At 52.1% G+C, this 11276-nt stretch carries 11 protein-coding genes and 1 pseudogene; 4 read left to right on the top strand and 8 right to left on the bottom strand.

Going from position 1 to position 11276, the window contains the following annotated elements; all coding sequences use genetic code 11:
• Window positions 1–62: 62 nt before the first annotated feature.
• The 4 genes from RUDLU_RS0107285 to RUDLU_RS0107270 all read right to left on the bottom strand — a co-directional run bounded on the left by RUDLU_RS0107285 (window position 63) and on the right by RUDLU_RS0107270 (window position 2832).
• On the bottom strand, window positions 63–590 hold the full coding sequence (locus RUDLU_RS0107285; protein WP_019987702.1) for a GNAT family N-acetyltransferase: 528 nt from the start codon (window positions 588–590) through the stop codon (window positions 63–65).
• A 103-nt stretch (window positions 591–693) separates the two neighbouring features.
• Window positions 694–1107, bottom strand: a complete 414-nt coding sequence (locus RUDLU_RS0107280) for a hypothetical protein (protein WP_019987701.1) — start codon at window positions 1105–1107, stop codon at window positions 694–696.
• Between the two features lie 86 nt (window positions 1108–1193).
• On the bottom strand, window positions 1194–1724 hold the full coding sequence (locus tag RUDLU_RS0107275; RefSeq protein WP_027302851.1) for a hypothetical protein: 531 nt from the start codon (window positions 1722–1724) through the stop codon (window positions 1194–1196).
• A 67-nt stretch (window positions 1725–1791) separates the two neighbouring features.
• Window positions 1792–2832, bottom strand: coding sequence for a DUF6973 domain-containing protein (locus RUDLU_RS0107270; protein WP_157580116.1), 1041 nt, complete (start codon window positions 2830–2832; stop codon window positions 1792–1794).
• Between the two features lie 261 nt (window positions 2833–3093).
• On the opposite strand from RUDLU_RS0107270, the pseudogene RUDLU_RS29195 reads away from it, so the two are divergent.
• A pseudogene (locus tag RUDLU_RS29195) lies at window positions 3094–3282 on the top strand (gamma-glutamyltransferase); the annotation flags it as partial.
• Window positions 3283–3333: 51 nt separating this feature from the next.
• On the opposite strand, the gene RUDLU_RS27075 reads toward RUDLU_RS29195, so the two are convergent.
• The 3 genes from RUDLU_RS27075 to RUDLU_RS27065 form a co-directional block, all read right to left on the bottom strand.
• Window positions 3334–4488 (bottom strand): hypothetical protein, encoded by a 1155-nt coding sequence (locus RUDLU_RS27075; RefSeq protein ID WP_019987698.1) that lies wholly within the window; start codon window positions 4486–4488, stop codon window positions 3334–3336.
• 184 nt (window positions 4489–4672) lie between these two features.
• Complete coding sequence (locus RUDLU_RS27070; RefSeq protein WP_019987697.1) at window positions 4673–5461, bottom strand: CPBP family intramembrane glutamic endopeptidase; 789 nt, start codon at window positions 5459–5461, stop codon at window positions 4673–4675.
• A gap of 40 nt (window positions 5462–5501) precedes the next feature.
• The gene (locus RUDLU_RS27065; protein WP_019987696.1) at window positions 5502–6404 is read right to left on the bottom strand and encodes a carboxypeptidase-like regulatory domain-containing protein; all 903 of its coding nucleotides are present in this window, start codon (window positions 6402–6404) and stop codon (window positions 5502–5504) included.
• A 210-nt stretch (window positions 6405–6614) separates the two neighbouring features.
• Here RUDLU_RS27065 and RUDLU_RS0107245 point away from each other — a divergent pair, with 210 nt between their 5' ends.
• From RUDLU_RS0107245 to RUDLU_RS0107235, 3 genes are all read left to right on the top strand, one after another.
• Complete coding sequence (locus tag RUDLU_RS0107245; RefSeq protein ID WP_019987695.1) at window positions 6615–7571, top strand: LytTR family DNA-binding domain-containing protein; 957 nt, start codon at window positions 6615–6617, stop codon at window positions 7569–7571.
• A 221-nt stretch (window positions 7572–7792) separates the two neighbouring features.
• A complete protein-coding gene (locus tag RUDLU_RS0107240; RefSeq protein WP_019987694.1) occupies window positions 7793–8773 on the top strand; it encodes a glycosyltransferase family 2 protein in 981 nt (326 codons plus the stop codon).
• Entirely contained in the window at window positions 8774–9502 is a 729-nt protein-coding gene (locus tag RUDLU_RS0107235) for a glycosyltransferase family 2 protein (protein ID WP_027302850.1), read from the top strand.
• 166 nt (window positions 9503–9668) lie between these two features.
• Here RUDLU_RS0107235 and RUDLU_RS28680 read toward each other — a convergent pair whose 3' ends face one another.
• On the bottom strand, window positions 9669–11093 hold the full coding sequence (locus RUDLU_RS28680; RefSeq protein WP_019987692.1) for a tail fiber domain-containing protein: 1425 nt from the start codon (window positions 11091–11093) through the stop codon (window positions 9669–9671).
• Window positions 11094–11276: the final 183 nt, after the last annotated feature.

Raw genomic sequence — 11276 nt, 5'->3', positions numbered from 1 at the left:
ATTCTGATGGTATAACGATCAGGAAGGGTATCTGTCTTGCCCGGAGTACCTATTTAGCTTGTTCAGCGGTCAATCCGGTATGTAATCAGGGTAAGCGGCTGTCCCATGCCGCCGGTACCGTCGTATTGATTCACAATGCAGGCCCCGAGTGATTCGGGGATTTTACGGCTGGCCATATTGCGCGAATCGACCGGGTACGTCAGGTACTCATAATCGAGGAAACGGTCGGCCCATCGTTTGAGCGCCCGCACGGCTTCGCGGCCGTACCCGTGCATATGTGCCGACTCTTTCACCCAGATACCAAACACCGGTCGTGGTTCGGTGAGGTTGTGCAGGCCAATACAGCCCAGAAACTCGCCCGTTTGGCGGTCCAGAATCACCAGCGTCAGGTCGTGGCCCTGCGCGTTGTGTTGCACGGCCTGGGCCACAAAGTGTTCGGTATCGGTGCGCTCCTGAGCCGGGGCGGGGTACATATACGTGGCAATGGTGGGGGTAAACTCCCCAAAAATAGCGTCGGTGTAGGCGTCAGAAATAGATTCGAGCCTCAGTCGGTCGGTGTCGAGGGTGAGGCAGGTTAAATCGGGAAGCATAAGGCCAACAGGTGTTGGGGCGAATATAACCATTTGAACGCAGGAAGCGCAGCAAGGGCAACCATTCGGTGCTCCTGCTGCGCTTCCTGACAAGGGTGGGTGCTTAGCCTTGCTTTTTCCGGCGGCCCTCTTTGTGGGGGCGGGGGGGGTGTTTTAGTTTTTCGCGCTCTTCGGGCGTCATTTTTGCCATTCGTTCCTCCCGCATTTTTTTGCGTTCGGCCATAAACGCCTTCCGTTCTTCGGGCGTCATGGCGGCCATTCGGGCTTTTTGTTGCTCCCTAAAGGCCTTCCGCTCTTCGGGGGTCATGGCCTTGAGCCGGGCCTGTTGCTTCTCCCGGAAAGCCTGACGTTCCTCGGGCGTCATGGCGTCGAGGTGGGCTTTATGGCCGGCCCCCAGTTCGGGCGCGGCTTTGGGCGACCGGTCGGGGCGGTTCAGGTGCACCTCAGGGGTTTGCTGGGTCTGGGCGAAGGCACTCGCCGAAAGCAGGAGGGTGGCTGCCAGCAGGATGGGTTTCATAGGCATGTGTTTACAGATCCGGTTTAGTGGCGAATCTGGCTCTTGGATGTAAACGCCCGCGTAGGGTTTAACCGGGGCCGTATAGCTTATTTCATTTTTCCTGCGTAAAGCGATACGTTCAGACCAATAAACGAGCGTTTAGTATTAACATTTCCAAAGGCTGTAAGTCCAATTCCTACATGCTTAAGAGCTGCTATATACCGTACTTCCATAGGTATGCCAATAGTCTGGTAATTAATCTTTTCATAGACTTTACCAGTCCCCAAATAAGGATTAGGATCTGTGTATAAATAGTTGCCACGAGCGGCACCAGACAAATAAGATACCCCTGCTGAAACGAGTATATTATTTAATCGTCGTCCGTATAGAAGGCCCCATTCTGCTGTTCTGATTCCCGGAGTATCGTGCATTATCCATTCTCCGTTTACAGAGAAACGCCCTGACAGGATGGTTTTTGTATTAGCCGGTTCGATTGCCATTGCTATCATCATGCTCGGATAAGTCGCTTTTCCAATCCCAGGACTAACCCAAAAGCGAGTTGATGAAGGGGATTGTGCCTGAGCGTACGAGACGATAAAAGTTAGGCTGTAGATTAGCCCCAGGAGGTAGGTTTTCATAGTCTATTTATGGTAGCTAAATGAATACAAAAGAGAGGGCACTTTAATAAGTTCCTCTCTTTTGCGACTACTGAATTCTTACAGCGTTTGGATAACTCACATAGTTAGCGTCAGCTAAAGCGTTTACATCGCCATAGGTCAAAGCAAGAATGGCACTCGCTGATGTCAGGTATCTAATCTGGTTAACATCATCATTACAATGGTTGGCCATGTCGTTTTTAATGCTACTCTCACTTGGCATACTTCTCAGTCCAAATACCCCCCAACTGATATTGTTTTTCATGTAGCTTCTTCCCTGCGCGTTATTGTGCAAGTCCATCGCTGTATCAATATTATTGGGGTCAAGATTTCCATTGTTAACGTTTGGGTCTCTTTCATGTGCTGTTGTAAACTGCTTTGTCAAATCATATGCTGTCCACTGACTATAACCCTGCCAAATCATTTTCTTTACACCCTGTGCATTCCAAACCATATGTTTGAAAGCGTTCCCCCGCCACTTATCCGGTATATGGGTAGCAAATTTTTCATCAGTCCAACTTTCTGCGTCCCATCGAGCATCGCGCATAGAAAGGCCTGCTGCCGGATGTTGATTAACAAGAGCTTGTTCGTATATATTTGTCCCAGGTGCATTATAGTCTACTATTCTTGCACCTTTTTGAACTTCCTGAAGTTTAGCTAATTCAACACTTAAGTCAAATTGCATTAACCGTTCATAGTAGGCAAGAATGATATCTGAGTTTTTTAATATGTCCTCATCAGTAATTATCGCGGGAAAATCTTTATGGATTCGCTGTTTATCTGAGGAAACGTAGGGTCTGTTACTGAGGTCAGGATAACTTCGCACTACCTTTTCTACTACTCTGTAGAATAATTCAGGGTCGTAAACTTCAGAAGCAACTGCTTCACGCCCATTTGGCGAATTTTTGGGGATGGTTCCCAGAAACTGTGCAACTTCTTTGTTAGTCTTAAAAGTCAAAACTTCAAGAGGAACATTGGCTGGTTTTACTACGTTGAAGCCTTGAAAAACAAGATAAGGCTCAGGTTTGGTAGAGTCCTGCGATGGGGTTAGGGAGTCCTGCTGGCATGATAAGACAAGACTGCTTAACAAACAGAAAGCAAATAGATGCTTGTGTATGGTGAAAGGATGTTAATTTTTTTGATTAGACAAAGATAGTTACATAATATGTAACGAAAAATTTATTTTTACGCAACCCACTTAACAGGGGTATTTATGCCTTGTCAGACGAGACCCGTCTTACTAAAAAGTCTCTCCTATAAAGTGTTTGGCTTGTTGGGCACAAACCTGACTATTTAACTGACCGTAGCCGATCCAAAGCGGTGTAGTCGTTTATGAGTATTGGTGTGATAGGCGGGCGAGATTACCCTGGAGTCGGGGTACCCGTATGAAACCATCCGCGAACTGATGCGTAAAGGCCACAAAATCGGTTACGGGTTGGGTAGCTACGGCGGGTATCAGGCCATTATGCTCGATGTGAAGAACAAGGTCTACCACGGGGCCACCGAGTCGCGCAAAGACGGGCAAGCGGCTGGTTATTGAAAATGTGGAGGGGTTGGCTTTCGGCTACCCCTCCACACTGCCTCTGGCCGATTAGTCATAATACCCCCAGATTTCCCGAGGTTTTTCAACCGACTTTTTGATCGTGACCGGGACCACCAACTCTTCCAGCACGGTCCGGTTTCCCAAACGACTTTCGTCCAGTTTGTTGATAGGTGTGTAGGCTGTCTGCCTGTCTTTGAGGTTGGTGAGCGTAAACGCCACCGGCAGAACATAGCTGCCAGCATAGGTAGTTTTGAGCTTGAGGTATTTTCCAAGCCCCTGCGTAACGGCCAAATCAAAGCCATAGCCAACATTTGTTGGGCTCAGCAGCGTGATGTTTTCCAGACGCCCGGCCGAACTTACGTCGAAGCCCACGTACACGCGGGCGTACAACTGGTTCAGCCAGCCCTGACTTGGGTAAACGATATTATCGTGCAGAAATTGGGTAAAAACCGGCTCGGCGCTCAGGGCCGGTTTTGTTTTATTCGCTTCGGCATTCAGTTCGTCGTAATACGTGAGCACGCGAGCTACTTCATCAACGGTGAGGGTTTCTGTTCTGATAAATTTCGCAAGGGCATCGGCCTGTTCGAAAAGGACCTTTAGCAAGGCGCTTTTGGTTAAGGCAATCAGTTCAGGGCGGGCGTCTCCTTTCTGAACGAAATAGTTTTTTTTGAGAGCAAACGTACCGGCAAACTCATTCGCTTTAGTGTAACCATTGGTAGGCACGCTTTCAACGAGCAGCACTTTTTGCATACTCAATAGCAACTGGGTGGCGCCTGTATGTAATAGGTTTGTGTAGATATGAGCGGCTTTTTGCCCTGCCAGTATGGTGTTCTGCCGGAAGTACCGCATGCCATCTACCTCAAACATATAGGGGGCAATGTGATTAGCGGTTAGCTCACCGTTAAGTTTGCAAAGCAAATCGCTCGAAACCATATCGAAAGCCAGCTCGCAGGGAATTTCGGGGCTTCCCGGATCGATTTGGATCTTTCCCTTGCCCCAGGTTGGATACGTGAGGTATCGAGTGCCCAGATACTTTCGCTGGGCATGACTGGGGAAGGGCACGGCTCCTGAGACCTGCGATTGATTGTAAATCGTGCAGGTGGATATGATTCGACCGGTTTCATCCTGAGTTACTTCACAGAGCTCCTGGGCAAAAGCTTGCCTGCCGAGGAGGATAATCAGGACCAGTAAAATGCGGTTCATGGCGTTGGGATTTCGTGAAAGGGTGAGTTTAAGAAATTGCCCATAAGGTACTTGTTTTTTGGTTCGTTTTGATGAGGTTGTTTCGTCAAAGGGAATGGCTACCCCCTTCCTGGGCTTTATTTCAATTCGCTAATCCAGGTGGCGCTGTGTGGTCAAATCCAGTACGCATTCTATTACGCTTTACCTACACCCCAACGGCTCCGGTTTCTGGCTCGCGTTGCCCCACCCGGAGCGTGCGCCCCTGTTGGCGCAACATCTTGACCGTGAGCCAGATCGAAAACCCGATGGTGGCTACCCGGCAACCATTGGCTACCCAGCCACCCAGCGCCGTGTTGTCGACGGCAAAGAGCCCCCACCAGGCGTTCATCAGGATATGGGTTGCCATCGGAACCCACAGGTTGCGCCAGCTGGTCCATAGCCACGCGAACCAGATGCCACCTAACGCCGTAATGCCGAAGATACCCAGGGCCTGCACTGGCTCATTGGCCTGATACAGATGCCCTAGTCCGAAAAAGAGCCCCTGTGCAATAGCGGCCAGCCAGAATGGCCAGCGGCCGTGGCGGTACAGTTGCCCGAACAGAAAGGCCCGGTAAAAGGTCTCTTCGGCCAGCCCCGCCCAGAACGAACCAGTGTAAAATTTGAGTAGCAAATCGGTAGCAGGCCGGTCGACGGGGGTAAAGGCCAGCCCGAAACCCACAAGCATGGGTAACGTAAACAAAGCGCCAATGGCCAGGCCTTTGGGTAGATTAGCCTGCCAGCCCAGTTCGGCCAGTACCTGGCGGGGGCCATGCAGAGCGGCCAGTACCAGAGCTGGCAGTAGCAGATCCCACACGACCCGGTAAACGGTATATTCGAGCAGTGTGTAGGTACGGGCGGTATCGTAGCCGAGGGCGGTCATGATCGGCTGGCGTCCGAAATGAATCAGGGATACAGCACCAATAATGACCAGGGTGAAGGTTAAGGGCTTTCTCATGGCAGACAGGGCTTTTGTGGATTGATTGTTGGTGTGTGGGTTATTGTCGGGCTACCGTGCTCGATTCAGGTGTGGTGTCAGCCACATTGATTGGGGCAAATTCGAGGGTCATGGCGGTGCTCATGCCCCGGAACGTTTTCCAGCGGTTTTGGCTGCCATACCGGTAGTGGTGCGTGGCCATGGCAGGCATCAGAATAGGCAGGGCCAGATAGGTACCTTTCCCTTCGCTACCTACCCACTGCACGCTCGCTATCACGTCGCCCTTAGCCACAATCCGATACGGCTCCAGGTCTACATCAATCCAGTCGTTGTGTTTCGCCGGGAGGGTTACGTACACGTTACGGGTGAGCAAGGGCCGCATAGAACGAGCTTCGTAGATATTGATACGCAGCGTAACCGAGTTGAAGTTGCTCTGAACGTAAGCCCGATACTGGGTTATCAGGTGGGTTTTGTTGGGCAGGTTAAAGCGTCGGCCTACTTCCGAACCCAGGTTCTGGCTCGGTTGGCCCTCAATCATCAGATTGGTATTCATATTTGTCCGGATCCGGCGGTTACCAATGGTTTTGTTGGTAGTGGCCATCACACGTACTTCGGCGAGTTGCTCGGCCTTTTCGGTTAAAACAACGGCTCGGTTGGTGTTTCCCTGCCCACGAAGCGTTGCCAGCGTGAGGCTCAGCGTGTGGTAGCCCAACAGGCTAAAACGGACCGAATCGGTCGGGTTGGTGTCAGGCTTTAGAGTGAGTGTAAACAGGCCCTGTTCGTTTGAAACCGTGCCGATGGGCGTGCCTGGAATCCCGATGCTAACGTATGCCAGTGGTTGCCCGTCGGAAGTTTGAACGCGCCCGGATACCGGCTCAGGGGCGGGGCCGGTTTGGGCGAGAGCGAAAAAAAGGCTGAGGCAGTAAGCAACCAGGGTAAGCAGGGTGAATTTGAAGAGGCTCATGGCTGTAGTAGTAAGCTTGGTTTGTGCTGTTTCGGCGTGGATTGTCTTTCACCGCCGACGATGCAAACCTAAGCGCCCGGCCGCCGGGAGGGCAAGTGCCTCGGAGCCAGATACGGCCTTTAGGGCCCGAAACAAGGCTTTCGCACGCCTGAATCGGCGCGAAATGCCGTCAAAGTTGCCCGAAATACGGGTGTATTTTTACCTTTGGAAATGACCGAGCCGAACCGCATTCCGATAACATTCCGAACCAGGCGTCAGTGGAAGCTTTTTCTGGTGATTACGCTGATCGGCATCCTGCTTTATCAGCTCATGACGCTTCAGCGCAGCGAAGGAAGCGACTTTGCGCCCCTTCGCCGGGGCAACGTAGGGCATTACCTAAAAATGCTGCTGGGCTACTATTACCTGTTCGAGCTGGTATCGGTCTTCATCTTTGTGCGGCTCACGCTCTGGTACGTGCGGGTGCTCAGGATTCGGAGCATCGAACCCACGCTCGGTGGGGTACTCCGGTACGAGCTGACGCTGCTACCCGTCTTTCTGGGCGGTATTCTGGTGTTCGGGCCTATCACCAACACATTACGGTACTTAGCCGTGTTCTTTCCGGTGTATAGCTGGGAGCAGTATTTCCCGGAGTATTTTTTCACGGGGCGGATGTACGCTAACTACCTGTTGCCGTTTCTGCTGGTAGGGTACGGATTTGTGAATCTGAACCTGTTTCTGGACTACAACGACTACCAGAAAGGGCAGTTTGAAAGCCTGCGCCAACAGGCGGCCCCCGATCCGGCCGAATCATCGGCATCGGTTGCCCAGCCCCCGGCTTACCCTTCTGTTGTGGAAGCTACCGACGACGAAGGCGAAACCCTCGTGCCGGTGGGCGGAATCTGGTACATTGAGGTCGAAAACAAGAACTACCTGGCCTACACGGCCGGACGCACGTACCAGCTTCGGAAAACCCTCAGCGAACTGGAAGCCGAACTCGACCCGCAACAGTTTTACCGGATCAACCGCTCAGTGTTGCTCAATCTGGCGTTTCTCAAAAATTATTCGTTTTGGGAGAACGATAAGTACATTGTCCGGCTAACCGACGGTAAAACCGAGTTTGTCATGCAGCGGGCTCGTCTGCGCGAACTGAAAGAACGGCTGAGTCGCCTGCCCGCCCCCCATCCCTGACCTATACCGGGGCCTATTTACGTTGTGCTGCGAAACAGATACTTGCGCGCATTACCAGCCCGAAAACGGCGCGGTCGGGGGCCTTGCCCGGAGCCGTAAACAAAAAAAATGAGACCGAAAAAGCCCTGCCTGTTGCGCTAGGGCCTTTTTAGTAAACGGTCATTATTGCCGAAAAAGATTCCGCTGTAGCTTTGTCGTCTTACCAGTCAACTCTACTTGTTTTGATAGACGTATCGGTCATCATTGTTAATTATAAAACCCCGCGCCTGATTTGTGATTGCCTGCAGACGCTCTACCAATACACCAAAGCGGTCACCTTTGAAGTGCTCGTGGTCGATAACGACTCGGGCGATGATAGTGAGAGCCAGGTTTTAAAGGAATTTCCGGAAGTACGCTGGTTTCAGATGGGGTATAATTCGGGGTTCAGCCGGGCCAGTAACCGGGGAATCGAGAATGCACGGGGTCGGTACGTTTTTTTGCTTAATTCGGATACCCTGCTGATCAACGATGTGCTGGCTCAGCTGGTGGAGGTGCTGGATACCCGACCGGAGGTAGCGGCCGTTTGCCCGATGCAGATAAACCGCGACCGGCAGGTACACCATGCCATCTTTACGTCGTTTTCGCAGTTGCGTCGGCATTTCTTTATTTTTCCCCACACCCCCTTTATGCTCAAACTGGTGCATCGGCTCATTCCCGATCCCGTGTACAGCGAGCCCGATCAGGTACAGTGGCTGTCGGGTGCCTGCCTCATGACACGGCCCTCGGTGATTGCCAAAGTGGGGGCGTTGGAAGAGAGCTTTTTTATGTATGGCGAAGATAGTGAGTGGAGTAACCGGCTCGGGAAGGCGGGTAAACTGCTAACACTGCACGATGCCTTCATCATTCACCTCGAATACGGTAGTCAGGACGATTATCGGCAGCCCGATCTGTCGCATATCAACCGGTTTCGGACGCAGATGCACGTTTCCAATCTGCTCTGGTACCGCAAGCAATACGGCTTAGGGGCTTACTTGCTGGTTATGTTTCACTACATTTCGCTCGTGCCGATCATCTTTGGCTGGAAAATGGTTGTGAACCTGCGACAGGGGCGGTCGCCTTTTTACCAGCTTGACAACCAGACTAAGTTCGCCAAACAGTTGGGCGTATTTCTACGTTTTTTCTGGCCTACGGTATTCGACCGGAAAGGCTTTTATAAAGTGTAAATGGACAAACCGCGCATATCTGTTATAACCATCGCGATGAACGCCCGGGATGACCTCATTCGCTCGATTATGAGCGTGCGGGAGCAGACGGGCGTTGCCTATGAGCACATCGTAATCGATGGCGGTAGCACCGACGGCTCGGTCGAATGGCTCCGGCAGGATAATCACCCCTGCGTTCGCTGGATTAGCGAGCCCGACAAAGGAATCTACGACGCCATGAATAAAGGTATTGACCGCGTACGGGGCGAGTGGATTTACTTTTTGAGCGGGGGCGACCGGGTATTACCGGGTGTTTTTGAGCGCGTGGCGCCGATGCTCACGGCCAACCTCGACGTGTTGGTGGGCAATATCCGCCAAACCGATGGCGGCCGTTTTTTGGGGACGTTTTCGGAAGCTATGCTCGTCAGCAACCTGATTCACCATCAGGCAGCCTTCTACAACCGGCGGCTTTTTGACGCTTTCCGGTACGATACCTCACTGCGGGCCATCTCCGACTACGAGCTGAACCTGATGCTGTATCTGGAGAAGAAAAACGTGAAGGTAGTCGACATGGATATGGGCCTCTGCGACATGAATGGCATCAGTTCGGGGCTGTGGCGTTCGCTGACCGAATCGCACCAGATCCGCGCCAAACATATGGGGCAGGTAAAAGCTGGTTATTACAGCATGGTTTTAGGCTGGAAATACCTGATGTTGCACCTCCGACGGCTCAAACAGGGTCTTAACTAAATGAATGGATAATGTAAAATGCACAATGAATCATTAGTTTATCTCCTGACAAACAGCTATTTCATTGTTCATTCTACGTTATTCACCGTACATTTCTTCTGCCTAAGTACCTGAATAGGGACGCAACGGCTTGCCGTTGCGCCCCTATCACGTTAAAAATCATCCATTACCGCTTCCGTCGGACGGCACTCACCCGCTCTTTTTTGTTGAGCAACACGTTTTCGAGCGCATTGAGTCGGTTATCGGCTCGGGTGGCATCGGCTTTCAGGCGGGCAATTTCGGCTTTCAACTGCTCATTTTCTTTGACCAATGCCTGTACAGCGGTAAAGGTCACGGCCGTAAAGTCGTGGTTTTCGAGCAGAGTATCGCATCCAATGGTGCCGAGGCCGTCGCGCCCAAAGGCCGCGAAGAAATCCTGCGCCATCGGCCCGTAGTGCCGGATACCCGCCTGTCCTTTGTAATTCCATGTACCAACCCGCATGGCCCCTATTTTCTGGAGCAAACTGGCCCCATCGACCGGGCGGAAGTTTTCTTTCTTAGTCGAGTCCGAAATAGTAGCCCACGACGATGCATTGGGAGCCAATACCGCTCCGTTGGCACTCGTGCCGCTGGTAGTAAGTAGCCGGTAGCCGCCCGCAAAACGGGCCGTAAACTGATTGGCAGCTGTGCTGGTGGTCAGGCCGCTGTTGTTGGGGTCGGCATCGCCAATAATAAACGAGCCTGTTTGGCTATTGGTCGATACAAGCCTGCCCATAGCCGACGAGTAATCGCCACTGGCTACGTTCTGCGTGCCCATGGTAGAGGCCAGAAACCCATTGGCCGAGTTGCCACTACCCATCACGGTGGTGCCGTATCCGCTGGCCACGTTGTTGCTACCCAATACCGATGCGTTGGCTCCGCTGGCTACGTTGAAATAGCCGAGGGCCAGGGAGTTGAACCCACTGCTCACATTGGCAAAACCGGCCTTAAACGAGCTACGGAACACATCGAACTGCATGGCTGCCCCGAACGTAATGGGTGCCGGGCTGGTAGAGGGTTCATCGAGCAGGGCCCGCCAACGCAGGCGAAATCCACGCCCAACGGTAGCATTGCCGTTGGTGACGAAACGGATTGTAGCCTCCGACGACAAAACAATGTAGCGGGTTGGGGTATTGCCCGAAAATAGCTGCTCGAATCCGTTGGCGTCCCGAATAGAGATGTAATCGGCCAGCGGTTCGGTGTCCAGGTCGTCGAAAATCAGCTCGATACCAACCGTAGGCACGCCATTGATCGTGGTTGGTACGCTTATCTTCTGGGCACAGTTGATACCTGCCGAATAGTTGCCATCGCCTGCCGGGTCTTTCAGGGTACCAGCAGCCGTAGTCAGATCGGGTGTGGGGCTGGCACAGCTCAAATTATTGATGCTGGCGTTGGGGTCGGCATTGGCGTACTGGTACCGGCGTTGAACGGCAAATCCGTTGCGGCTGTATATCTCCAGATCCTGCGTTGGCCGAACACCTGAGGGCGAGTTAAAGCCCATTTGTGCTACCGCTGGCAGTGAAAGGCTCGCCGATAGGCCCAATAAGTAACTGATACGGAGAAGTTTAGTCATAGTGGATAGGATGTTTATAAAGGGAGATGTGAATTTATAAAAAATTCGGAACGTGCGTGGTATTGGCTTTGTCGGTGGACGGGATGGTTAAGCATAACTACTTACAATTTTGACAGTTTAGGCCGTATATACGTAGAAAAAGGCCTCCTGTATTTGTGCAGGAGGCCTTTTTTGCAATTTAAC

The organism is Rudanella lutea DSM 19387, from assembly GCF_000383955.1.
In the GTDB taxonomy this organism is placed as follows: Bacteria; Bacteroidota; Bacteroidia; order Cytophagales; family Spirosomataceae; genus Rudanella; species Rudanella lutea.
Note: the sequence above shows the minus strand (reverse complement) of the source record. Positions and strands in the feature narration are given on the sequence as shown.

What these genes read in the sequence shown, in the direction of transcription:
- RUDLU_RS0107285 (WP_019987702.1), bottom strand. Translation starts at nt 590, where the DNA reads ATGCTTCCCGATTTAACCTGCCTCACCCTCGACACCGACCGACTGAGG.
- RUDLU_RS0107280 (WP_019987701.1), bottom strand. Translation starts at nt 1,107, where the DNA reads ATGAAACCCATCCTGCTGGCAGCCACCCTCCTGCTTTCGGCGAGTGCC.
- RUDLU_RS0107275 (WP_027302851.1), bottom strand. Translation starts at nt 1,724, where the DNA reads ATGAAAACCTACCTCCTGGGGCTAATCTACAGCCTAACTTTTATCGTC.
- RUDLU_RS27075 (WP_019987698.1), bottom strand. Translation starts at nt 4,488, where the DNA reads ATGAACCGCATTTTACTGGTCCTGATTATCCTCCTCGGCAGGCAAGCT.
- RUDLU_RS27070 (WP_019987697.1), bottom strand. Translation starts at nt 5,461, where the DNA reads ATGAGAAAGCCCTTAACCTTCACCCTGGTCATTATTGGTGCTGTATCC.
- RUDLU_RS27065 (WP_019987696.1), bottom strand. Translation starts at nt 6,404, where the DNA reads ATGAGCCTCTTCAAATTCACCCTGCTTACCCTGGTTGCTTACTGCCTC.
- RUDLU_RS0107245 (WP_019987695.1), top strand. Translation starts at nt 6,615, where the DNA reads ATGACCGAGCCGAACCGCATTCCGATAACATTCCGAACCAGGCGTCAG.
- RUDLU_RS0107235 (WP_027302850.1), top strand. Translation starts at nt 8,774, where the DNA reads ATGGACAAACCGCGCATATCTGTTATAACCATCGCGATGAACGCCCGG.
- RUDLU_RS28680 (WP_019987692.1), bottom strand. Translation starts at nt 11,093, where the DNA reads ATGACTAAACTTCTCCGTATCAGTTACTTATTGGGCCTATCGGCGAGC.